Here is a 22,396-nt window from a genome sequence, read left to right as displayed (position 1 = left end):
AACTGTTATCCGGAATATCAGGATTTGGTCGTCACCCAGGATTGCGCAATCGGCCCCCTCGTGGTTGTTCCGAACACGTCCCTCGACGTTTCACCGTACATGACAGCAAATTTGCCGGCCCGGTGAGCGCCAGTCAGATTGATGCTTTTGTTCGAATAGGGCTGCGTCGAATGCAAATTCAGCTCGAAACGAATGATCCCCAAGCCCCGCTGCACGCCTTTCGCCCTTCGGAGTCAAAACCTCTGCGTCACTTGTCTAAACTTTAGAATATGGCAGCTAACCCAGTTGATTAGATCAATGCAACTTCCGCACGATAGAACGAAGTCCTCTCTCCCGTCATTGTCATTGCGATCACTTTGATCCCCTCAATCCCAAAACGATGGAGATGAGTATGACACAACGTGTAAATCATGCAGAGCGATTGCAAGACCTTTTCGGAAACTCCACTGAGTTGCTGGTTGATATCCGCGAAAGAACAATCGAAGAACCGAACCGATTACAGCAGAGTGGCTGCATTTCTTGTTCAAAGTACACTCCAACCTGCCTGTCGAACGCGAACTGCGCAATGACGGGTTGGCAAGAACAATTCGACACCGTCAATTCCTCGCTGTCGAACAGGCTTGGCATGGATCAACATCTCCGGGACGGAAATCTCGGATCTCAGCGTGGATGTCGCGATGCTCCAGGCTCTGCAGTCACCAGGTTCGGCCTGGATAAAACCGATCTCAATTAAGCGATTAACCACCCAGCGATCATGCTCCCGGAAACGTAACGCGGAGGCGCAGGCCTCGACAAGGAGAATTGAAATGAAAATAGTTGTTATTGGCGGGACCGGCCTTATTGGATCAAAGACTGTTGCACGCTTGAGAGAGCGAGGGCACGACGTACTTGCGGCTTCTCCAAACTCGGGCGTGAACACGGTTACTGGAGAGGGACTTCAAGAAGCGCTGACTGGTGCAGACGTTGTACTTGACCTCGCCAACTCTCCGTCATTCGAAGACAAAGCCGTGCTCGAATTCTTCGAAACTGCAGGGCGGAATCTTCTTGCTGCTGAAGCCAAAGCAGGAGTGAGGCATCACATTGCGCTATCGGTAGTAGGAACGGAACGCTTGCAGGAAAGCGGTTATTTCCGCGGCAAGCTTGCTCAGGAGCGACTTATCAAAGCATCGCCAACGCCGTATACAATCGTACATTCGACGCAGTTTATGGAATTCTTGAAGGGCATCGCCGATTCAGGAACGACCGGTACGACCGTTCATCTCTCGCCTGCGTATGTTCAGCCTATCGCATCTGACGACGTTGCTGATGCGATGACGGATATCGCGCTCGGAAAACCTCTCAACGGGACGGTAGAGATTGCCGGTCCCGAGCGCATTCGCCTCAGTGACCTTGTTGGCAAGTATCTGGAAGCAACCAATGATCCGCGGACTATCGAGGCTGACGCCGCCGCGCGGTATTTTGGTGCCGAATTGAATGATCGGTCGCTTGTGCCTGATGAGGGTGCACGCTTGGGAACAATCGGCTTTGAGGAATGGTTCCGCCACTCCCGGCAAGCAAAATGATCCGCAATCAATACTTGTGAGGTGACCTCCAATTAATCGGTCATCTCGCCTGGTTCCAAATCAATTTAAGGAAACCCAAATGCTTAGAACCATCTTGGCATCCACTGCGATGATTGTTTTTGTCGTTGCCAACGCCGCCGCTCACGAGTCAGACAAAGCTTCGAACGTCAAGCTTGTCTATGATCGTAAACTTCCGAATGTACCGGGGAAAAGTCTGAAAGGAGTATTGGTTGAATACGAACCAGGCGGATATTCGGCAGCGCACACGCACCCAAGTTCAGCTTTCATTTACGCAACCGTTCTTGAAGGAGCTATAAAAAGTCAAGTCAACGACGGGCCTGTCAAGGTCTACTTCGCTGGCGAAAGCTTCTCTGAATATCCCGGTGACCGCCACGGCGTCAGCGAGAACGCAAGCTCAAAAGAACGTGCCCGGCTTCTGGCCGTGTTTGTTGTTGACACCAATGAACAGGAACTCGTTCTGCCGTACAAATAAGAGCGACGAGAGCGGTTGGTCGGATATGCATATCGGCCTGTTTACCTCTGCGGTGATGACCTTGCCAATTATTCGTGCCGGCTGCATTGTCTCGGCCGGCACTCTTCATCGCCCTGGCGGGAGTTCTGTTGGCAGAGAGCATTTTGCCAAACGATGTAGATCTTGGTCGGATCTCGGCGCTGGACACAGTGACAGAAGGCACAGACGTTGATCTGGCTGGCACGCAGCTTGACCAGATGCAGAAACTTCGGCTCTGGTGTGCTTGTCTTGATCGCGGCTTCCAGCAAGAACAGCGACTTGAAGCCGGCTTGGCGTGTTTGAAATGGTCTGTCATGTGGCAGGCAAGTTAGTCTCCTTGAAGGTCCGATACCGTAATGACGGAACTGCCGGGCAGAATGTGACATGGTCCGCAGAAAAAATCAGGCGGCCCGCGAGGCTTGTCGCGGGGTGGTGCCGGTCACCCGGCGGAAGGCCACGCCGAAAGAGCTTTCCGAGGCATAGCCCAGATCCGCGGCCACCGCAGCGACCGGGACTCCCGGCTGGGTCAGCGCCCGACGCGCCAAAACCATTCGCCAATGTAGCAGATAATCCATGGGCGCGCGGCCCACGGCCTGCCGGAACCGAGCCGAGAACTGTGACCGCGACAGATGGCTGATCGCTGCCAGATCCTCCAACCGCCATGCCCGACCTGGATCACGGTGTATCGCTCCAAGCGCCGGGCCGATGCGCGGATCGGAAAGCGCCGCCAGCCACCCCTTGCCGCCGCCCTCGGGCAGGGCGCGGATCAACTCGATGAACACTATTTGCATGATCTGTGTCGCCATAGCGGCTGATCCGGGCACTGCGGCGCGACCCTCCTCCTCCAGCCGGTCGAGCAGCCAGCCGATCCGCAGCGCCACCGGACTACCGGCCGGAATCACCGTTACCGGCGGCAGCGCCTCGACCAGCAGTGCCGCTGCAGGCGGCAGGTCCATGCGCCCACCGAGGCAAAGGAAATCTGGCCCCGGCCCTGCGTCCAGTCGCGCGATGAGGCCGTCCTTGCAATCTGCAAAAACCTCTTCTGCCGGGCGTGCCTGACGGTCGAGGTCGGTGCCAATAGTAAACGATAGTCCCGGCGCCGCCAGAAAGCAGTCGCCGGTGTGCAGTTGCCAGCGCCGTCCCTCCATCTCGAGCGCACAATCACCCTGACGGATCACGTTGCATTTCAGCGTCGGGAGGGGCGGAACCCGCACGGCCCACCGGCCCCGCGCCTTCAGCCCGGTCGAGACGGCGGCTTGCACACCGGCCAGGCGCAACAGTTGGGAAAGCGGGTCATCGGGCAGCGACATCGGATGATCTCAACAGAACTCAGGATATTCGAGTATAGATTATCCGCCCATCTCGCGCCATCTCTGTCATAGCAAAACAGGAGACAACAGATGAACCCGATGCAAAAGCCGCTAGGCACTCCCCACACTCCCTTCACCACAGCCGAGGAAGTCGCCCGCGGCATCGACCTTTCCGGCAAGACAGCCATCATCACTGGCGGGGCCTCTGGCCTCGGGCTGGAGACCGTGCGCGTGCTGGCAGGGCTCGGTGCCCGGATCATCGTTCCGGCGCGCAACACAGCCGCGGCGCGCGAGGCTCTGTCGGGGATCGCCGGGGTCGAAATTGCGGCGATGGAGCTGACCGATCCGTCCTCAATCCGCGCCTTTGCAAATGCGTTCCTCGCCGGTGACGAGCCACTGCATCTACTGATCCTCAGCGCCGGGATCATGGCTACGCCGCTCTTCCGCGACCCCGACGGGCGCGAGGGCCAGTTCGCCACCAACCATCTCGGCCATTTCCGGCTGACCGCCGCTCTCTGGCCAGCGCTGAAGGCGGCCAACGAGGCTCGGGTCGTGGTGCTTTCCTCACGCGGTCATCTGCTGCCGGGTTTCGACCTGACGGATCTGGATTTCATACGCCGTCCCTACGACAAGGTCGCTGCCTATGCCCAGTCGAAGACTGCCAACGCCCTCTTCGCTCTGGCACTGGATTCCAGGGGACGAAACCATGGCATCCGCTCCTATTCGGTGCATCCCGGCTCAATCCTCGGCAATCTGGCAAAACATGCCAGCCGTGATGAGCTGGAAGCTTACGGCGCATTGAATCCTGACGGAACGCCGCTGATCGACCCGGCCAATGACAAGAAAAATTTCGCGCAAGGCGCGGCCACAATGGTCTGGTGCGCCACTGCACCGGAGCTGGCTCGTATCGGGGGGGTATATTGCGAGGACAGCGACATCGCCCCGATCGAAACAGAAGGCAGATTCGGCGTCCGCCCTTATTCCGCTGATCCGGAGTTGGCCGAGGCGCTGTGGACGGAAACCCTCCGACTGACAGGCGAGGTGCCGCAGCGCTTCATGTGAGCGGGTTTGAACGCACGCCGGAGAACGGAGGCACACGCTCCCGGCGAATTCCCGAATGCGTTTCTCGTCGAGTTGAAGAGACATGTGTTGCCTTGATCTCCAGGAAGCAGGGCATGAACAACGCGGAGGCGGATCCGTCCTGATATCAATAGGGAACAGGCACTGCCAGTCGAGTACTTCTGATTGAGTAGTGGTCGAATCCCGATGATTGCGCTGGTCCGGATGCTTGCCGTTGCGGAATATCTCGGCTTCCATCGTGCTACGCTGGCGTTCGGCACCAGCCAGTCGAGCGTCAGCATCCGGATCAAGGCGCTTGAGACAAATCCCTGTGCCATCCTCTTTGATCGCAATACGCGCGGCGTTCTATTATCCGGCACGAGCGGCCGGATAAAGCTGCTCTATTTCAATTCTCCTTGCAGATTCTGAACTTTGGTATGAGCCATGCAAACCAATGGATGGGATGTTTGTAACCGGAACCGGCGCTAGTGTTTTGGTGCGTGCCGTGTCCACCGAACACAGATGCGGAACGCAGGGTATTCCTGCAGCTCAGTCCGCGCGTTCGGCCCGCGGTGAAGGAGATTTCGTAATGACCGGACCTCTATCTTTTCGACCGACTGAAGTGTCTCGCAGGGAGGCGCTGCTTTTAGGAGCGTTCGGAATGTTTTCTCTCCCTTCGTCGGCAATGAGTGCGCCCGATTCAACCCTTGTCAATTCCAATAGCCAGCACGAAAGAGCACAAGTCATGAGCACTATCAGGACCAAAGACGGTACAGAAATATTCTACAAGGATTGGGGCAAGGGTCAGCCGATTGTCTTCCATCATGGCTGGCCGCTCTCAGGTGACGACTGGGATACACAAATGCTCTATTTTTTAGACAAGGGTTTCCGAGTCATCGCCCATGATCGTCGCGGACACGGGAAATCCAGTCAGACCGCAACAGGGAATGACATGGATACCTATGCTGCGGACTTTGCGGAATTGGCAGCATCGCTCGATTTGCGCGACGTTGTTCATGTTGGCCATTCAACGGGTGGCGGCGAGGCCGCTCGGTATGTCGCAAAATATGGAAAAGGTCGTGTAGCCAAACTCGTTCTGATCGGAGCCGTTCCTCCAATTATGGTAAAAACGGCTGCCAACCCTGGCGGCCTGCCAATTGACGTATTGAATGGGTTGCGCGCACAATTATCAAACGGGCGCTCCCAGTTTTTCTGGGACTTTCCCGTACCCTTCTATGGCTTCAATCGTGAAGGGTCAAAAATATCAGATCCACTGCGCCTCAACTGGTGGCGACAAGGGATGATGGGAAGCGCCAAGGCCCAGTACGATTGCATCAAGGCATTTTCGGAGACGGATTTTACCGACGATCTGAAGAACATCGAAGTGCCAACGCTCGTAATGCACGGTGATGACGACCAGATCGTGCCCGTTGACGATTCCGCACTACTATCGGTGAAGCTTCTGAAGCAGGGCAGCCTCAAAATCTACAAGGGCTTTCCACACGGTATGTGCGCGACCCATGCCGAAACGATCAATCCCGACCTTCTGGATTTTATCAAAAGCTGAACACGGCTACATCATTGTTCAAAGAAAAATGAAGAGAGTTGTTTTATGAAAACCTTCCTTTCCGGCTTGATCACAGCGGCACTTGTCAACGCCTCCGCGGCTTTTGCAGCAGACAACAAGCCCACCATTGTTTTGGTTCACGGAGCATTTGCCGATGCATCAAGCTGGACTGGAGTTATTGAGCGGTTGGAGAAGGATGGCTATTCTGTCGTAGCTGCATCGAATCCACTTCGCAGCGTTAAAGGTGATGCTGAATACATTGCGCGGATCGTCGCCTCGATCAAGACTTCCGTGGTTCTCGTTGGCCATTCATACGGCGGTAATGTCATCAGTGAGGCGGCAACCTCGGCAGACAATGTAAAGTCGCTTGTTTATGTCGCGGCTTTTGCTCCTGATGTGGGGGAGACCGCCGCAAGCCTTTCCTCACAGTTTCCAGGAAGCACCTTGAGTGCAGCGCTTGGCACGCCCGTCGATCTGCCGGGTGGTGAGTCTGATCTTTATATTATTCGGGATAAATTCCATCTGCAGTTCGCCGCAGATCTGAACGAAAGCCAAGCGCGGCTGATGGCGGCCGGGCAACGGCCGATCACCGCTGGCGCTTTGAATGAATCGGCGACAAAGGCTGCCTGGAAAAGCAAGCCCAGCTGGTTCGTTTACGGTGATGCGGACAAAAACATTCCGGCAAAGACATTGGGGTGGATGGCCGCGCGCGCCAACGCAAGAGAGACTGTTGTTGTCAAGGGCGCTTCACACGTTGTGATGACATCGCATCCGGACGTTGTAACCAGGATAATTGAAGAAGCAGCTTCGGTAGATTGATGCGTGGCATCCATCAGCTCGAATCCGCACGATGCAGGGCGTATGGGTCGAGATAGATAGGGACATCAGTGCGTGAAACTCCTTGTCTGCGCCTGGACAAAGTCGCACAACAACCGAACCCGATTGGGAACGGTTTTGCCAAAAGCGTGAATTGCGCTGAAGGGCAAAGACGGCAAAGGTTCGTTGTGAAGAATTTGGATTAGTTTGCCATCGCGCAAGTCGTCGGCGACAACGCAGTTCATAAGATGAGCCACTCCCATGCCTTCGAGAGCTGCGGCCCGCAGACCATAGGCGGAGTCACAAGCGACCCGTCCATGGGTAACGATGGTTTCGCCATTTGAAAATCGCACTGAATGTGACTGGCCACCGGCCAAATATTGCGCGAATGGAAGGTTCCGAAGGTCATCTATCTCCTGTGGAATTCGCTGATCTGCGAGGAACGCGGGTGATGCAACGAGTACCATTCGGATATTCGCCAACCGCCGGATCATAAGCTCGCCGTGGCTCATTTCTCCTACGCGGAAGACGACATCATAATTCTCTCTTACGAGATCGACGTAGCGGTCGGTAATGCCGATTTCCATATGTAAAAGGGGATATCGTTTGGCAAATTCAGCCATGAGAGGCGTCATAAGAAAGCGCGCGATTTCACTGGGAATACTTATACGAAGCCTTCCTGCCAGCTCAGCTTCCGGCTGAAGAGGTTCGGCTGAAGCATCGATCTCTTTGAGAAGTGGTGCAATCCTGTCGAAGAAGGCCTGTCCATCCGGGGTCAGCTGCAAGGCTCTTGTAGATCGTAGAAACAGCCTTGCACCGAGATGTTTTTCCAAGCGCGCGACAGCCTTCGACACAACAGATGGACTCGTTCCCAAGTCACGGGCGGCCGTCGTGAAGGTACCCGACTCGACGGTTCGCACGAACGCCAAAAGCCCGGAGGCCTCAGTCAGCAGACTCACCATTCAAACCTCCAGGGAATATGTCATGTTCGTCATGCCCCTCTAATAACGCAAGTTCATCAACAATATCTCTGCTGCGACAACAAGGAGAACTAAATAATGGAAAGTCTCGCGGGCAAAGTGGCCGTCATTACGGGCGGCAACAGCGGCATAGGAATGGCTACAGCACAACTGTTTGCAAAAGAAGGCGCGCAGGTGATCATCACCGGTCGTCGCCAAGATGCAATAGATGCAGCATTAAAGAAGATAGGTTCGAATGCCATCGGAATTTGCGGAGATATCGCTGATTTGGCCCATCACCGGCAAATTGCAAAAGAGGTAGAACTCGAGTTTGGCCGCGTGGACATCTATATGGCGAACGCCGGTTACATAAACATCAAAAAGTCTCATGCTGTCACGCTTGAGGATTACGACCGCCACTTTGCGATTAATACACGCGGAGTCTTCTTTGGCGTGCAGGCAATAACACCCTTGCTAAGTGATGGCGGGAACATCCTCCTGACAAGTTCAATGGCGGCAACGAAGGTACTTGACGGACATACAGTATATGCGGGATCGAAAGCGGCAATTGCAGCATTTGCACGTAACTGGGCGTTAGAGCTTAAAGCGCGAAAGATCCGTGTAAACGTCTTGAGTCCCGGGCCGGTCGAGACCGCCATTCTGACAAAATTGGGTATTGGAGAAGCCGAGAGGCCGGGCTTTACCCAGATGATGGCCGAAATGATCCCTGCAGGCAGGCTCGGTGAATCAGAGGAACTTGCGCGTGCGGCATTATTTCTGGCGTCTTCCTCAGGAAGTTTCATCAATGGGGTCGAATTGATCGTTGATGGCGGCATGGCTCTGACATGACCCGGCTTGCGATTGGCTCACACAGTTACGCCGTTTGACTTCACCTGGTGAGGCCCACCCGGCATTCATGAACGCATGTAATTCCGGGTGGATTGTTTGGGTCTGGTCTGAGCTATTCAAAAACATCGTTGGAGGTCTCTGCATTCTTCAATGATGCGGCGTTGGACGCATCATTGCCAAGGGAGCAGTGCAGGCATTATCCTATATTCATTATGTACCGTAGCGGACAATCCAGGTCGGATATCCATGAGCGCTAATAAAGGAAATACCGTGCCAACAAGTGCAAAAGCTATCCTTCTGATTTGTACTGTGATGATAAGCTGTCAATGCACACGTGCATTTGCAGAAGATACTGATGCGGTCCGCAATGCTACACTTAACAGGATCGTGCGAGGGGAAGGTAAACCGGGTGAAACGGTGACATCAAAAAATGGCGAGGTAATTTATCTGGTTTTGGAGGGCGGCATAGTGGAGGTCAGGAACACACGTTACGGTACATCTCAACGGTACAGCGTTGTTAAAAAATCGGACAACAGCCGCAATTGAATCTGGTACACGGTTGGTGCCAAATTTGGCTCCTTGAAAAGGTTGATAGGTTACATGGTACACAGCAAAAGTCAGAGTGTTCGGACGATAGGAAGTTCAAGTTAGGTGAGTATCTCGGCTCGAACGTTTTTGAAATCCGGGTTCGCTTGACCTCGTGTCCGAAAAACCGCCAGCAGACCGAGATTTTGAAATTAACGCTGACTCCAGCGTAAAAGCGAACGAGATATCCGTTCATGAATATTGTGTCATTGGTGAAGCGGGCAGAGAGCTGCAGCCCATCTATTCATCCTTCATGGATGGGCGTGGAAGTCGCCATTTATCACGAAAGCCAGAGATGAAGACGTCCTGCCAGCGGCAGCACCTATACTCGAGAATAGGTGTTTTCTTGCTTGATCCCGGATAAACTATAATCACAGGAATGCCTGGTCCCTGCGCGGGCGTGGGGATTATAAGACATGATGGGATGGGCCGGATTATGAGCGTAAATACCCGAATATTAATGTCCATTGCCACGCGACGTACATGCCGGTCCGGGTTTGGCTGGTCCGGCTAGAGCAACTGAGCATAATGGCCCTGTTCCCTCCGAAACGCTCATCGCTTGCAATCTTGACATCTATGACCGGAGTGGCCGTGGCGTGGATAGCAGACACGCCTTTCGGCCTGTTGGCGCCGGCTGCTGTTTCATTTCTCTATGTACGCGACCGGACAATTCCGAAGCTTTATGTGAGCTTGGGGATCGCTTTTGCCTTCTTGCTGCTTGCAGCGATGTTTGCTGCGGGCAGTGCGCGAGATCTTCTGTTGTCGTGGGCAGCGTTCTTCGTTCTGGCCTTCTGCATCGGTATCATTGTTGCAAACAGTGTTGCCGGTGTCGACAGCCTGGTACATCAACGCGTTGCTCGGACGAGCAATCAGCCCTGCCTCCCTCTGGAATGTTGGGTGCGAAACGCCCGAATCTCTTGAACTCATTCATCCGGATGACAGGCACGCGGCGACACAGGCCGCTGCCCGCGCATTCTGGACAGGGGTGCCGCAAGTCATGAAATATCGGCGGCGTCAGCCCGATGGCAGCTATTCCTGGGTCGATATCCGTACAACGCCGGAATATGGCGTGAGCGTCGACATCAACGATCTGATGACGGATAAAGAGCAGCCGATGACGATGGCGTCCGACTCCTTCAACGAATCCGGCAGCGAAGCAGTTCGGGTGGCGAAGGTAATCGAGCGATAATGGGGTCGGGTCGTGAGCGGGGCATTGGAGACCGTACTGGGAACCGGCGGCAGTATTGTTGGCGGTGCCGGGGGTGCCGGATTGGGTACATTGCTGTGCGGGCCTGTTTGCGGATACATAGGCCGGGCTCTAGGCTCTCAAGCTGGTAAATTGGCGGGTCGTGCAGCAGCCGGATGGATCGCCAACCAAATGGAGCAGGCAGACGTCAATGCCGAAGCAGAGACGAAGGCAACTGAAGCAGCAATACCCTGTGCAACTTGCGCCAAGATAAAGTGCTTTACACCGCCGAAAGGCAGTGATGAGAAAAAAACAAAAGAGTTTGCGGATCAGTTAAAAGAACAGCAAGACGCGATTAACGAAATCCCTCCCGAGAAGTTGGTCGAAAACCTAGATAATTATGCCAATGTAGGACGTGGACCAGGTGATGCGCGAGCAAGGCAAAACATCAGAGACAAGTTTCTGGAAGAACGCACCGCTGACTTGAATGCAAAAAACCTTTCGAAAGGTAAGAAGGCTAAAGAAGCACTCAGTGCAGCCGAGGCTGAGGCTGCCCGGGAAGCGAGTACTCTCGATGCCATTCATACACCTGATTTGGGCGCTGGAGGTGATGGTACATTCTCGTCTAGAAACAGCGGTATGGGCAATCGCTCTGTCAACCGTTCCATCGGATCGCAATGGGGCAAGGACAGCCGCCTTGATGCCTTGAAGGAACATGCAAACGATGCAAAGAGGCAAGGTAAGAAAACCAATGTCAAGCTTGAAATTTGCCCTGACAAGAGCGGGAAAAAAGATGGCGGGGCCGAACCGGATTCTCCAGTCAAGGTTGAGCCGGGAGTCGGTGATGGGAGCAATGGCTATGGCGTATGATACACTTTTCCGATACGGCAACCGAAGGACACAAACATGGCACTGAATGATAATTTCCAATTTATCGTTGAGCGCTTTGGTCGGCCGGAGGGTTATGCCCATCAGCCATTGCCAACCGATCCAGACATTACTGCTTACCAGGATGTTGTGCCCCCTTCCTTGCTCGAGTTTTGGAAGGAGTGTGGATATGGAAGGGTTCTTGACGGCTATTTCCAGTTTTGCGACCCTGCGAGCTACCAGCCTCTAGTCGATCAGATATTTGAAGGCGATGCGGATTTTGACCCCAAACTGATTTGCCCGGTTGGGTTTTCTGCCTTTGGCAGACTACTGCTTTGGCATAGAGAGTTTTTCACTATCAAGGTCGATCTGGTGAACTTGGAAATGTCGTGTAAATATTTTTCCAATAAAAATGCGGAAAAGTACGACGCTGACATTGTCATAGCGAGCGCTCTCAATAGTCTGGACGCCAAAGCCAACGATGAAAATGATGAGAATGGAAAGCCACTATTCAAGCGTACGCTAGCAAAGCTTGGAAGTTTGCCACTGGACAACATTTATGGTTTCAAACCAGCCTTAGCGCTGGGCGGGTCGCCCATTTTAAAAAATCTAGTCATCTACAGCGCATTTGAGCATATGAGCCTTTTGTCACAGCTCGGTGAAATCCAGTTAAGGGACTATTCCCAACCACCCGGATGAAAACTGAGGGATAGGGATATCATCAAACACGTTGGAGTTTTAACAATCATGCCTGGTAGCGCTGTTTCATTAAAAGGCCATATGCATACTTGCCCCATGGTTGATCCGGGGCCAAAACCCCATGTCGGTGGACCGGTAATTTCAACAACCCAGAACTTCGTCAAGGTCAATGGCATTCCGATGGCAACGGTTGGTTCCAAATGCCTCTGCAGTGGGGTGCCGACAACAGCCGCCATCACCGGCGGTTCTTCCGTGGCGAAGATAAATGGTCGGAAGATCGCACGCATCACAGATAGCTGTGAGCATGGTGGAAAACTAATCCAAGGCGTGAATTGGTTGACGTTCGAATAGATGCCAGTCAACTAATATCGCTTTGTTCTCGATAGTTATTCATCAATAGCTGTCCGTGTCGCGCTTTGTTTAAGAGCGAGGCTTAATGATCTTTTGGAAGCTGTTGGGTCGGATGCACGGTCAATGCAGCGGGAGTGAAAACTCGTTAAACAGTCATAAAAGACTTCACTCCAGCGGCAGCTTTTTTCCATTTTATTGATAACAAGTGCTGCCCGAAGCATTTTAAGAAAAATACCATTATATTTCAATGTCTTATATGGCTTTCCACCCCTCACCTACCCACATTTTCCCTCCATGGTGGTGATTCAACCCATACCGAAGTATGGCCCATACTACCTCTCAACCCAAATTGACCCCGGACAGGCCTCGACCTAGCGTTGCCTATGTCGTGTGTAATGCGGCGGCCAAAAGGAGGCTAAGATGAACATAGAATATACCCCACAACCGAGTGGATCGGGTCCCGATGAGCTGGTGCCATCACGTTACGCGCAGCGAGTCGGAGATATAGACGTGCTTATAATCAGCGACGGTGTTCTGCCGCTCCCAACAGCGATGATGGGCCACAACGCTGATCCGGTGGTTCGGGCGACCTGGATGAAGGACATGTTCCTGCCGCCGGACGCCTTCGACTGGCCACTTAACGCAGTAGTGGTGCGTAGCGGCAAGCAAACCATTCTTGTCGATGCTGGACTGGGCCTGGACCCGGACCTGCACCTGCCGCGGGCTGGCCAGTTGGTCAAGCGACTGGAGGCCGCGGAAATCGATCTTGCATCCGTGACCGACGTGGTGCTTACCCACTTGCATATGGATCACATCGGCGGACTTCTCGTCGAGGGCGTGAAAGACCAACTGCGTTCTGACCTGAAAATCCATGTGGCGGCTGCGGAGGTCAAGTTCTGGGAAGCACCGGATTTCTCACACACTAAAATGCCAGAGGGATTCCCCGACGCGCTTCGGGCGACTGCCAAGCGGTTCTTGAATGAATACCGCAGCCAGCTTCGGCTGTTCGATGACGAGTATGAGTTGGCACCAGGGGTAGTAGCCCGTCGTACTGGTGGACATACGCCCGGACACTGCGTGATCCGTGTAGCGTCTGGCGGGGAAGGACTGACGTTTGCCGGTGACGCAGTATTTCCTGTTGGTTTTGACCAGCCAGATTGGCACAACGGCTTTGAGCACGACCCGGAAGATGCCGCTCGCGTCCGCATTGAACTTTTGCGTGAGCTGGCGACGACCGGTGAACTGCTGGTGGCCACTCACCTGCCATTTCCTTCAGTCGGTCGGGTGGCTCTTGCCGGCAAAGCTTTCCGTTGGGTCCCTGTCTTTTGGGATTACTGACTGCTCAACAGGTTGGTTGCACCAGGGCGCGTTTCTTTCACTTCAATGGCCCGCGCCCTGGTGCCGTGAAGGCCTCCCCGCGATCAGCCACTTGCCAGTGCGGAAGACCCAGTGGGTAATGGCTCCAGAATGGCAAACCAAATAAACCAATTCAGGCTGGCGATTGGTGGCAGGTCGGTGGAATCGGTACGATTTACGGCCCGTTCATCGGCGCCTGGGTGACGGTTATCCAGGGAGCGCTTTTCGTTCTTGTTATCCTGCTCTTCCGAAGAGGTGTTGTCGGCGAGATAAACGCCAAGCTGAGACTTCGGCTGTAGAGTCGATCCGCGGATGAACACACAGTCTGCATCACGGATAATCAATTTTACCTAGACATCTCTGGCAACTATTATCTCCACCAGGCATAGTTTTGATTGGTTTCTTACATCATTCCATAGATTGGACCGTTTAAAAAATCCCCCAAACTTTTGGTTTGGGGTTGAGCTGCGCAAGGGGCGAGCCGTGCGTACTTCCTCACAAGCATGTCGGACCATGCAAAAACAATAATCGCAACGAAGGTTCTGCTAAATATAAAAGCTTAGTGGAGATGTTTTTACATTTCTTAGCGCAAGTAAAAGAGCTGGCGGCAAGGCCAATTTAACGTAGCGGTTTTGTTTCATACATAAATTTCGTGATCTAATGCTTATTTATAAGTTCGTATGTTGGACGTGGAATGTTAGGGTTGCCAATGGGGTTTTCTAGACTGCTGAAATCGTTCGCGTACAAATGAACGATAAGCAAGGGGCGGTAATGTACAAGAACGAATTGATTGCCGAGTTGGGTCTTCGTGCCTTGATCAAGGAAGACTTCATCAATCACCGAAAAGACTTAACCCTGCCTGGATTTCGGGCCTTGGCCGTCTATCGTTACGGGACATGGGCCCGCAGCCGCCGCAGTTATCCGGTCAGAGCATGTTTCTCGGCCATCCATCTTTTCCTGGCACGCTTTGTCAGAAACTACTATGGTATCGAGTTATACTATACTGCCAATATTGGGAGGCGGCTTCATATCGGGCATCAAAGTGGCATAGTTGTTCATGAATATGCAACGATTGGCGATGACTGTGTTATCCGCCAGGGTGTTACCCTTGGTATTGGCGGGTTGCAAAGGGGGGAGACCGGCCGCGAACATGCTCCAATGATTGGAAATCGCGTCGACTTCGGAGTTGGAGCAGTGATCATCGGCAAAGTGACGATTGGAGATGATGTGAATATCGGTCCTAACGTCGTTATCCTTACCGATATTAAATCAAACTCCACTGTAATGGCATCGCCGCCCAGAGTTCTAAGTCGATCTATATTGGCCAGGCCCGATATGGAACCTGAGATCTGCAAAAGTAACTTGGAATGCAATTCGACATCCGGTGGTATTTAATGGAAAGATCTTCTGTCAGGGAAATAATATTATCGGAATACACGTTCGTCGTCGCCCCAAAAAGCGGCGCGCATCTGGAGAAACCGGAAGACGACACTATGCTTTATGACACCGGACTCGATTCACTAGGCTTTTCTATTCTCATGGCAAGGCTGCAGGAAAGCATTGAGTGGGACCCGTTCGCTTACGCAATAACGCCTTTCGAGCCTCAAACATTCGGAGATTTCGTATCGTTCTATTACGAGAATCAGCCTTGAAGCGCGGGTGCCTTGTCAAGATTGGAGCTTTTGTGAAGTGATGAGGCCAAGAGTACGCGTTCGTGTGCGGATTGTAATATAATCTTTTCCTTCTGCTCCCCCACAAATCCTTGTGAAAGCAATCCCGCAAGCGCTGATCGATCGACCTTTCCGTTTCCGTTAAGTGGTAATGCATCCATCAGATGAAATCTGGAAGGCATCATATAACTTGCGACCTTTCCAGCCATGGTTGCCTGGATTTCTTTGGATGACAATTCTGTGCATGCTACGAACGCAACAATGCCTGTGGCTGATCCATGCTCAATGGGCCATGCGACGGCTGCAACTTCGTCTGACTTGCTTGCAGCACGCAAGTGCATTTCAATTTCTTCAAGTTCCACCCGATTGCCCATAATTTTAATCTGATTGTCGAGTCGGCCGAGATGATGAAAAATTCCATTTTCGTCTTCGACGCCGAGGTCGCCCGTCAGGTACCATTGAGTTCCGTCGATCACAGGAAAGCGTTCCTGCGTGAGGTGTGCCTGTCCAAAATATCCCTTGGCCAACTGAACTCCGGAGAGAGCGATCTCGCCCGGCACGCCCCTCCCCACCCGTCGTTGCTGTTGATCAAATATTGCAGCGCGCATTCCCGGGAACGCGGATCCAATTGCTACGATGCCTCTCTCTGCTGTGACAGCAATCGGTGTCTCGACCACCTGCCTCAGACAGGCAATGGTGGCTTCGGTGGGCCCATATATGTTCTCTACACGACTGTTTGGTGCAGCCTCGAGCCATGATTGCGCAGCCCCGGCTGGCAAAGGCTCGCCACAAAACATGGAAATCCGCAAGCTGCATAAGGAAGCAGGCTTAAGCATGTTTGATTTGCGCATGATGCTTATAATTGAAGGTACGGACAACCAGCATGTGATAGCGTTATCTCGTATGAAACGCGAAGGCTGCAACATTTGTATGGCAGACATGATATACAGTGATGCCCCGCCATGCCACGTCAAAAACATGTTATGGACCGAAAGGTCGAAGGTGATATCGCAAGTTTCCGCGGCTCGGTCAGCGGGGTTAATACCACTCCAGACCTGCATTACCTTGAGATAATTATTAACGGCAAGCGCCGGAACCATCACCCCTTTCGGCTTTCCGGTGGTTCCGGATGTGAATTCAATATAGGCAACGTTATCCGCATCTATTGGGGCAGGCTTTCCTTCAACCGTTTCGCTTACATCCGACAGGTACACTACATTTGGGCCGGTGATTGTGGTTGATGGTTTGGCGTCCGCCGAAAGAATTAACAGCGTGGGCAGATATTCTGCGACTGAAGTCGACATCATTCGAGCGCCACGTTGATCGACAACAATTGCGTCCAGGTCAAGTGTTTTCAGTAGCTCGATCAGTCGTTCCTCGGGTAATTTCAAACTCAATGGCACATAGGTTAGTCCTGCCCATACGGCACCAAGGATGCCAAGGCAGGCAGCTATGCTTCTTGAAGCAAGAATTCCAATTCGGCCACTCTTGCGAACTCTTGCAAACCTGTTTGCGAGCGCAGCAGCAACTCTTGCCGTTTCGGCATAAGACCAGGCCTCCCCGCCTGCAGAGATAGCAATCGCCTTGGGCTGAACAGAGGCATATTGATAAAGGGGTTTCGCAAGATTATCAGTCATTATTCTACAACCACATATGTGAGGAAGACGGTTTGCAACTATTCGTTTCTTTAGAAGACGTATAATTTGATAAGTTAAAGACCTGCCAAGGTTATTGTTTTGAACGTAAATTCAATTATTTGGCAACACCATCTTTTTATGTATAACAGCAAGTGATATCATGAGTTATTCTATAAAATGAATTGTTTTGTTTCTATAGATAATTGGTATTATTTTAATACATTACTTCTGAGGGGTCGGCCCGATCGCTCATTGGTCACGCATCTTATTTAAGGGGACTTCGACCGAGACGTGGGGTGCGGTGAAAATTGTTGAACTGAGACCACGCTATTCTTATCTCCGCCATCTGCATGTGTGGATCAACCTGCTTGGCAAGCGATATGAGATGAACCAATCTTGATGCACGTGGGTTGTCGCGGAGAACCAGCTCAACGAGCTCATCGATGCGCTTATCGCGAGGTGAAATCTCCATACTCAAGTTACCTACACGTCTATGCTGATATGTGACAGCTGGCACGCCCGACTAGATTACGCGCAAACAATGGCAACCGAGAGCAACGCAGGAAACACTACTCCCAAACAATCTTTCAGAACCAAGGGAATATAGTCACTGTTCCCGTCACGTAACTTGCTTCAATCGCGGATCTGACTCAACCCAATCAATTTACTTACAAATTACAGAATATTTTAATCATAGTATTTATTACATTTTGTCCCTCATCCTGTACGCTGCAATTGTCGTTGAATGCCGAGGGCGATTGGCCTGCCCGGTCAATGTCAATATTCATCCCGGTTTATATACTATTTCTCAATATGGTGATTGGAGTGGGCCGTGCTATGATAGAAGCTTTATCAACTGCGACGAGACCGTTGCTTCAAGAAAAGCCTGTTGCCGCAACACGCTCTACACGTCGTCGCCTTGGTAAAGTCTTGTGTCTTGCTGATTTTGAAGCCCTCGCGCAACGTCATCTACCCCGGCCCCTTTTCGGTTACATAGCCGGTGCGAGTGAAACCAACCTGTCCCTGGCCGACAATACGCAAGCATTTGCCGAGTTGGGTTTTCGCCCTCGCGTGCTCGTTGACGTGTCCGCCAGACATCAGCGAACAAAACTTTTCGGACAGACATTCGCAGCACCCTTTGGAATTGCTCCCATGGGAATTAGTGCAATGATGGCGTATCGGGGCGATGTTGTGCTCGCAGCCGCCGCGCAAACGGCAAATATTCCGATGATAATGAGTGGGTCCTCCCTTATTCCCCTGGAAGAGGTCGCAAATGCCGCGCCCACCACCAGCTGGTTTCAGGCCTATCTTCCAGGTGAACCGTCGCGAATTGACGCGTTGCTGGACAGAATTGAAACCGCCGGATTCCAGACGCTTGTAATTACTGTAGACGTGGCAACACTTCCCAGCCGTGAAAACAACGTTCGTGCCGGATTTTCAACGCCCTTGCGCCCGAGCGCCCGCTTATTATGGCAGGGGCTTACACATCCATCCTGGAGCGTGAAAACGCTTGCCAGAACCTTGCTGAATCATGGCGTTCCTCATTTTGAAAACTCCTTTGCAACACGTGGCGCACCGATAATATCCAGGAATGTATCGCGAGATTTCAGCAAACGCGACCATTTGAACTGGTCTCATCTCGAACAGATTCGCAAACGCTGGAAAGGGATTCTGGTCGTGAAGGGAATTATGAGGCCCGAGGATGCCGTCCGTGCTGCGTCAATCGGGGTTGACGGGATCATTATTTCCAATCACGGAGGCCGCCAGCTTGATGGAACGCTCGCGCCTCTTAGAGTCTTGCCCGGAATCAAGACGGCCGCAGGCTCGACAATGACTATCATGATGGATGGTGGTATTCGCCGGGGCACCGATGTCTTAAAGGCACTGGTTTCGGGAGCTGACTTTGTTTTCGTTGGGCGCCCCTTTCTCTACGCTGCAAGCGTAGGTGGTCAGTTCGGAGTTGCCAAGGCAATCGATTTGTTGTCGAATGAAATTCATCAGGATATGGCGCTTCTCGGAGTCACTCAAATCGGTGATTTGTCATCGGATTTGCTGTGTGGATTTAAAGTACCAGGCTAGATCCGATTGTTTGAATTGTGCGGATTTTGTGTGTTGTTGTTCGGGAGTTAGGGGATTGGCAGCACCTGTCTGGAACAGATTTCGTGCCGTATTCCAGCATTTTGGGCACAATTCACTTAAAGCCACGAGGCGACGTTCCCGACTGGACATAAGCATTGCCGATGCCGCGGTGTACGTGGTCGGTGACGTCCACGGCTGTTTGCATGAACTGCTGACCTTGGAAAAAATTATTTACTCTGATGCCAGGCGGCTGATGGGTAAAAAAATCATCGTAATGCTGGGCGACTATATTGATAAAGGGCCTGCTTCAGCACAGGTTTTGGAACACCTGATGTCGCCGTGCAAAGGTGGTTTTGAGCGGATTTGCCTAACGGGCAATCATGACATGGCTATGGTCGATTATTTTGACCGAAAACTTGCTCTTTCAACCTGGATCCAGATAGGCGGCGATGCAACTCTGGACTCATACGGCATAGACATCGCGCATTTGAAGAAAATCTATCCGAAGGCCAAGCATCTTGATCAATACATCCGTAATAACCTGCCGGTTCATCATATCGATTTCTTGCGATCGATGCCCATTGTTGTGAAGGCGGACAACTTCGTTTTCGTCCACGCGGGTGTCCGGCCGGCCATTCCCTTTCAAGACCAGCGTGATGAGGATTTTGTTTTTATTCGGGAGGATTTTTTCAATGAAACGCGCCTTCTGAAGTACTGGGTGATTCACGGACATACGCCTGTAGTGACGCCCGATCGTCAAGGAAGGCGACTTAACATTGACACGGGTGCGTATTACACCGGAAAGCTCACTGCTCTGCGCATCTGGAAGAGGACCGGAACGATTTTGGGCACGTGAGACAGCTATATGCTTTCATGTGCTGCAGGCTTTGGTTTCGGGATCGCCTGATCAAGGTAGTAGTTACTGTATCGCTCCATGAAGTGCTCGGAACTTCCAAACGATGTATACTTGGATAGTTCCTTCATGTCGGTTCGATTCAGAATTATACCAAGCACTTTCGGCAGAATATGCGTCTCTGCCTGCAACACCGATCTTACCAGCGCGCGCGGTGTGTTACCCCAGTGTGCAACCATGACAAAACCGTCGACAAAAGGCGCAAACGCTTTGGCATCCACAACGGGTCCAAGTGGCGGCAGATCAACAATTATGTACTCAAAAGAGCTTCTGGCCTCATTAAGCAGTTTCTCCATCGCCTCACTGGACAGGAGCTCACTGGTATATTGGAAATGCTTATGTAACACCGCCGGCAGAATAGCGAGTTTGGTTCGCCTGTCTATCTTTAACATTGATTGCCAGGGCTGATCGCCAAGGACCGCCTGTACAAGGCCGCGTTGTGGAGTGAAGGAGAATGATCGCGTTAGTCCAGGGTTGCGCAAATCCGCATCGATCAAAAGCGTAGAAGCCCCCTTCGCGGAAAGTTGCAGAGCCAGGTTTGCCGCTACGGTCGATTTACCTTCATGGGGCAGAACTGAAATAATACCCAGCACCTTACTCTTATGTCCTTGCAGCACCACGTCAGCAGCAATTTTGGCATTCCTGAGAGTTTCGGCAAAAACCGAAGAGGGATTTTCTACTGCCATTCGCGTGACATTCACCGGCGGTGCAGTCGAAGCGGGGACACTCGCCGTGGAAAGCTCCCAACGCGTTGATTTTCTCTCATTCGGTGGCCCCTCGAAACTTGGCACATATCCAAGGAATTTCAACCCCAGCAGCGACCTGACATCATCGCCTACACGGAAGAATCGCTCACGAAATTCGCGCACCGCTCCGATGCCCATTCCGGTCAGCACTCCGAGCACCAAGGCCAGGGCCAGTACCATTGTCCTGTTCGGGCTTGATGGAGCACTGGGCATCGTGGCGATGGAAATGATGCGAGCTTTGGCAATTGGAAACGACTGTTGCTGGGATGCTTCCTGAAAACGGGTAAGATAGGTGCGGTACAAGTTGCTTAAAGCTTCCGAATTCTGTTCCAGTTCCTTTAGATGAACCAGCGCTTCATTGGCAACCGAAGTTTCACCCGTCACCTTGCCAAGCCCCTCACGCAGTGAAGTTTCCCGTGATTGCGCAACTTCAAATTGATTGCGGTAACTTTCTGTCAGTTGTTTCAGTTCCTGGAATATCTGACGCGCTATTTCCTGTTTCTCAGAGCGCAGGGTTACTGCCTGTGCATGGTTCTCGCCAAAATGAGAAACAATTTCCTGCTCCCGTTTACTGACAGTCAAATAGCGGGTTCTCAGGGTTTCTATGACAGATGTACCGGATTGTTCAGAAAGAACAGAAGCGTTTGTCACGGCCTTCTCAGGACCTGAGTCTACGATTGATTTGAATTGGCCGTAGAGAGCTCGGGAGCGAGCCGTATCAGCTTGTGCCAAAATCAGTTGACTGTTGAGATCCGAAAGCTGCTGTTCGGAAACCAGAGCTCCCTTCGCAGAGGTCAGGCCGTTCGCTGCCCGGAAGCGTTCAGCTTCAAGGGCTGCTGCCTGGGAACTTTCCTTCAAGTTTGTCAGTCGTGACTGAAGCCAGATTGTTGCGCGTTCTGTTGCGTCGTAATTGGCGTCAAGTTGATCCGAGAGATAGACATCCGCATAGGCTTTCGCCAACTTCCCGGCAAGCGCGGCGTCTCCGGATGTATAGGTAAGATCTATCACAAAACTGCGGCCTTGACGTTCGACGTACAAGCCCTCTTGAAGCAGCGAAGCGGCGTATCCTATCCGGGCCGCCTTATCGTCCAAGTCGACATTCGAGCCCATCCCCCCTCCGAACAAACCGACAATTGTTCTCACGGCAGACTTCAATCTCAACGCGAGTGATTGCGGTGGGTTCATAAAGAAAACGTTCTCGTCCAATTTTTCTTTGATCGCTACCTTGGTGGCAAGTTCGGCAGATCTCAGGATAGCTATCTGGCTGAGTATCGTTGTGTCCGATTGCATATTGGACGGAGCCGGCGAGACGTCGTCAGCAAACTTTCCCAATGTGTCATCCAGAAGAATGCTGGTCGCCGCAGTATAGTGCGGCTTCGCCATGACGATATAAACGGCTCCAATCAATAATCCTGCGAGAGCGGCGGCAATGACGACTCTCGCCTGACGCTTTGCGATGGTAAGCAAACGTTCGAGATCGATGAAGTTCTCGTCGGCTTGATCGTGTTCGGACTTAACCTTCGCGTCCATTCGGCTCGATACGGGAATATTTATCTGATGCATGTTACCGCCAATTTTTCTTTTTCGTTATCAGACGAGTAGTGAAGCTGGATACATCGGTTGCGGGCGGGATTAACCTGTCCGCCAAACGCCCGTAGATCAGTTGTTCAGTGT

General features: G+C 52.4%; 22 protein-coding genes and 1 pseudogene. 19 read left to right on the top strand and 4 right to left on the bottom strand.

From position 1 onward, the window contains the following. The first annotated feature begins 806 nt into the window (after positions 1–806). The 3 genes from ABKW30_RS07935 (at position 807) to ABKW30_RS07925 (ending at position 2,405) form a co-directional block, all read left to right on the top strand. Complete coding sequence (locus ABKW30_RS07935; RefSeq protein ID WP_348598122.1) at positions 807–1,562, top strand: SDR family oxidoreductase; 756 nt, start codon at positions 807–809, stop codon at positions 1,560–1,562. Between the two features lie 79 nt (positions 1,563–1,641). Continuing rightward, entirely contained in the window at positions 1,642–2,055 is a 414-nt protein-coding gene (locus ABKW30_RS07930) for a cupin domain-containing protein (RefSeq protein WP_348598120.1), read from the top strand. Between the two features lie 128 nt (positions 2,056–2,183). Next, positions 2,184–2,405 (top strand): hypothetical protein, encoded by a 222-nt coding sequence (locus ABKW30_RS07925; RefSeq protein ID WP_348598119.1) that lies wholly within the window; start codon positions 2,184–2,186, stop codon positions 2,403–2,405. Positions 2,406–2,474: 69 nt separating this feature from the next. Here ABKW30_RS07925 and ABKW30_RS07920 read toward each other — a convergent pair whose 3' ends face one another. Next, positions 2,475–3,383, bottom strand: coding sequence for an AraC family transcriptional regulator (locus ABKW30_RS07920; protein ID WP_348598118.1), 909 nt, complete (start codon positions 3,381–3,383; stop codon positions 2,475–2,477). A 90-nt stretch (positions 3,384–3,473) separates the two neighbouring features. On the opposite strand from ABKW30_RS07920, the gene ABKW30_RS07915 reads away from it, so the two are divergent. From ABKW30_RS07915 to ABKW30_RS07900, 4 genes are all read left to right on the top strand, one after another. Then, a complete protein-coding gene (locus ABKW30_RS07915) occupies positions 3,474–4,445 on the top strand; it encodes an SDR family NAD(P)-dependent oxidoreductase (RefSeq protein WP_348598117.1) in 972 nt (323 codons plus the stop codon). Positions 4,446–4,628: 183 nt separating this feature from the next. Next, positions 4,629–4,871 carry a LysR family transcriptional regulator gene (locus ABKW30_RS07910; protein WP_348598116.1) on the top strand — a complete coding sequence of 81 codons (243 nt, stop codon included), beginning with the start codon at positions 4,629–4,631 and terminating at the stop codon, positions 4,869–4,871. A gap of 316 nt (positions 4,872–5,187) precedes the next feature. After that, positions 5,188–6,009, top strand: a complete 822-nt coding sequence (locus ABKW30_RS07905) for an alpha/beta hydrolase (RefSeq protein ID WP_348598115.1) — start codon at positions 5,188–5,190, stop codon at positions 6,007–6,009. A gap of 45 nt (positions 6,010–6,054) precedes the next feature. Then, positions 6,055–6,828 (top strand): alpha/beta hydrolase, encoded by a 774-nt coding sequence (locus ABKW30_RS07900; RefSeq protein WP_348598114.1) that lies wholly within the window; start codon positions 6,055–6,057, stop codon positions 6,826–6,828. A 65-nt stretch (positions 6,829–6,893) separates the two neighbouring features. Here ABKW30_RS07900 and ABKW30_RS07895 read toward each other — a convergent pair whose 3' ends face one another. Beyond that, the gene (locus ABKW30_RS07895) at positions 6,894–7,787 is read right to left on the bottom strand and encodes a LysR family transcriptional regulator (RefSeq protein WP_348598112.1); all 894 of its coding nucleotides are present in this window, start codon (positions 7,785–7,787) and stop codon (positions 6,894–6,896) included. Between the two features lie 96 nt (positions 7,788–7,883). Here ABKW30_RS07895 and ABKW30_RS07890 point away from each other — a divergent pair, with 96 nt between their 5' ends. From ABKW30_RS07890 to ABKW30_RS07845, 10 genes and pseudogenes are all read left to right on the top strand, one after another. Continuing rightward, entirely contained in the window at positions 7,884–8,633 is a 750-nt protein-coding gene (locus tag ABKW30_RS07890) for an SDR family oxidoreductase (protein WP_348598110.1), read from the top strand. A gap of 1,176 nt (positions 8,634–9,809) precedes the next feature. Beyond that, positions 9,810–10,139: a hypothetical protein gene (locus tag ABKW30_RS07885; RefSeq protein WP_348599018.1), complete on the top strand. Its 330-nt coding sequence runs from the start codon at positions 9,810–9,812 to the stop codon at positions 10,137–10,139. Continuing rightward, the gene (locus ABKW30_RS07880; RefSeq protein ID WP_348598979.1) at positions 10,036–10,407 is read left to right on the top strand and encodes a PAS domain-containing protein; all 372 of its coding nucleotides are present in this window, start codon (positions 10,036–10,038) and stop codon (positions 10,405–10,407) included. Before ABKW30_RS07885 ends, ABKW30_RS07880 begins: the two co-directional genes overlap by 104 nt. A gap of 189 nt (positions 10,408–10,596) precedes the next feature. Beyond that, positions 10,597–11,274 carry a polymorphic toxin type 15 domain-containing protein gene (locus ABKW30_RS07875; RefSeq protein WP_348598108.1) on the top strand — a complete coding sequence of 226 codons (678 nt, stop codon included), beginning with the start codon at positions 10,597–10,599 and terminating at the stop codon, positions 11,272–11,274. Between the two features lie 36 nt (positions 11,275–11,310). Continuing rightward, the gene (locus tag ABKW30_RS07870) at positions 11,311–11,970 is read left to right on the top strand and encodes a GAD-like domain-containing protein (RefSeq protein ID WP_348598106.1); all 660 of its coding nucleotides are present in this window, start codon (positions 11,311–11,313) and stop codon (positions 11,968–11,970) included. Positions 11,971–12,018: 48 nt separating this feature from the next. Continuing rightward, entirely contained in the window at positions 12,019–12,321 is a 303-nt protein-coding gene (locus ABKW30_RS07865) for a PAAR domain-containing protein (RefSeq protein WP_348598105.1), read from the top strand. A gap of 420 nt (positions 12,322–12,741) precedes the next feature. Then, on the top strand, positions 12,742–13,659 hold the full coding sequence (locus tag ABKW30_RS07860) for an MBL fold metallo-hydrolase (RefSeq protein WP_348598103.1): 918 nt from the start codon (positions 12,742–12,744) through the stop codon (positions 13,657–13,659). A gap of 173 nt (positions 13,660–13,832) precedes the next feature. Further along, a pseudogene (locus ABKW30_RS07855) lies at positions 13,833–13,976 on the top strand (branched-chain amino acid ABC transporter permease); the annotation flags it as partial. 472 nt (positions 13,977–14,448) lie between these two features. Further along, positions 14,449–15,072, top strand: coding sequence for a hypothetical protein (locus tag ABKW30_RS07850; protein WP_348598102.1), 624 nt, complete (start codon positions 14,449–14,451; stop codon positions 15,070–15,072). After that, complete coding sequence (locus tag ABKW30_RS07845) at positions 15,072–15,329, top strand: acyl carrier protein (protein WP_348598100.1); 258 nt, start codon at positions 15,072–15,074, stop codon at positions 15,327–15,329. The genes ABKW30_RS07850 and ABKW30_RS07845 overlap by 1 nt, the downstream gene beginning before the upstream one ends. Here the strand turns inward: ABKW30_RS07845 and ABKW30_RS07840 are convergent. Then, entirely contained in the window at positions 15,320–16,984 is a 1,665-nt protein-coding gene (locus ABKW30_RS07840; protein WP_348598098.1) for an AMP-binding protein, read from the bottom strand. The genes ABKW30_RS07845 and ABKW30_RS07840 overlap by 10 nt on opposite strands. Positions 16,985–17,821: 837 nt before the next feature. Here ABKW30_RS07840 and ABKW30_RS07835 point away from each other — a divergent pair. Continuing rightward, positions 17,822–19,063: an alpha-hydroxy acid oxidase gene (locus ABKW30_RS07835; RefSeq protein ID WP_348598096.1), complete on the top strand. Its 1,242-nt coding sequence runs from the start codon at positions 17,822–17,824 to the stop codon at positions 19,061–19,063. Positions 19,064–19,118: 55 nt separating this feature from the next. Then, positions 19,119–19,919 carry a metallophosphoesterase gene (locus tag ABKW30_RS07830; RefSeq protein WP_348598094.1) on the top strand — a complete coding sequence of 267 codons (801 nt, stop codon included), beginning with the start codon at positions 19,119–19,121 and terminating at the stop codon, positions 19,917–19,919. A gap of 5 nt (positions 19,920–19,924) precedes the next feature. Here ABKW30_RS07830 and ABKW30_RS07825 read toward each other — a convergent pair whose 3' ends face one another. Beyond that, positions 19,925–22,285, bottom strand: coding sequence for a polysaccharide biosynthesis tyrosine autokinase (locus ABKW30_RS07825; protein ID WP_348598092.1), 2,361 nt, complete (start codon positions 22,283–22,285; stop codon positions 19,925–19,927). Between the last annotated feature and the right edge of the window lie 111 nt (positions 22,286–22,396).

Source organism: Phyllobacterium sp. SB3 (assembly GCF_040009165.1).
Lineage (GTDB): Bacteria > Pseudomonadota > Alphaproteobacteria > Rhizobiales > Rhizobiaceae > Phyllobacterium.
This window is presented reverse-complemented; position numbering and strand designations above follow the sequence as displayed.

Coding starts and splice junctions, on each gene's coding strand:
- ABKW30_RS07935 (WP_348598122.1), top strand. CDS start 807: ATGAAAATAGTTGTTATTGGCGGGACCGGCCTTATTGGATCAAAGACT.
- ABKW30_RS07930 (WP_348598120.1), top strand. CDS start 1,642: ATGCTTAGAACCATCTTGGCATCCACTGCGATGATTGTTTTTGTCGTT.
- ABKW30_RS07920 (WP_348598118.1), bottom strand. CDS start 3,383: ATGTCGCTGCCCGATGACCCGCTTTCCCAACTGTTGCGCCTGGCCGGT.
- ABKW30_RS07915 (WP_348598117.1), top strand. CDS start 3,474: ATGAACCCGATGCAAAAGCCGCTAGGCACTCCCCACACTCCCTTCACC.
- ABKW30_RS07905 (WP_348598115.1), top strand. CDS start 5,188: ATGAGCACTATCAGGACCAAAGACGGTACAGAAATATTCTACAAGGAT.
- ABKW30_RS07900 (WP_348598114.1), top strand. CDS start 6,055: ATGAAAACCTTCCTTTCCGGCTTGATCACAGCGGCACTTGTCAACGCC.
- ABKW30_RS07895 (WP_348598112.1), bottom strand. CDS start 7,787: ATGGTGAGTCTGCTGACTGAGGCCTCCGGGCTTTTGGCGTTCGTGCGA.
- ABKW30_RS07890 (WP_348598110.1), top strand. CDS start 7,884: ATGGAAAGTCTCGCGGGCAAAGTGGCCGTCATTACGGGCGGCAACAGC.
- ABKW30_RS07875 (WP_348598108.1), top strand. CDS start 10,597: ATGGAGCAGGCAGACGTCAATGCCGAAGCAGAGACGAAGGCAACTGAA.
- ABKW30_RS07870 (WP_348598106.1), top strand. CDS start 11,311: ATGGCACTGAATGATAATTTCCAATTTATCGTTGAGCGCTTTGGTCGG.
- ABKW30_RS07865 (WP_348598105.1), top strand. CDS start 12,019: ATGCCTGGTAGCGCTGTTTCATTAAAAGGCCATATGCATACTTGCCCC.
- ABKW30_RS07860 (WP_348598103.1), top strand. CDS start 12,742: ATGAACATAGAATATACCCCACAACCGAGTGGATCGGGTCCCGATGAG.
- ABKW30_RS07850 (WP_348598102.1), top strand. CDS start 14,449: ATGTACAAGAACGAATTGATTGCCGAGTTGGGTCTTCGTGCCTTGATC.
- ABKW30_RS07845 (WP_348598100.1), top strand. CDS start 15,072: ATGGAAAGATCTTCTGTCAGGGAAATAATATTATCGGAATACACGTTC.
- ABKW30_RS07840 (WP_348598098.1), bottom strand. CDS start 16,984: ATGACTGATAATCTTGCGAAACCCCTTTATCAATATGCCTCTGTTCAG.
- ABKW30_RS07835 (WP_348598096.1), top strand. CDS start 17,822: ATGATAGAAGCTTTATCAACTGCGACGAGACCGTTGCTTCAAGAAAAG.
- ABKW30_RS07825 (WP_348598092.1), bottom strand. CDS start 22,285: ATGCATCAGATAAATATTCCCGTATCGAGCCGAATGGACGCGAAGGTT.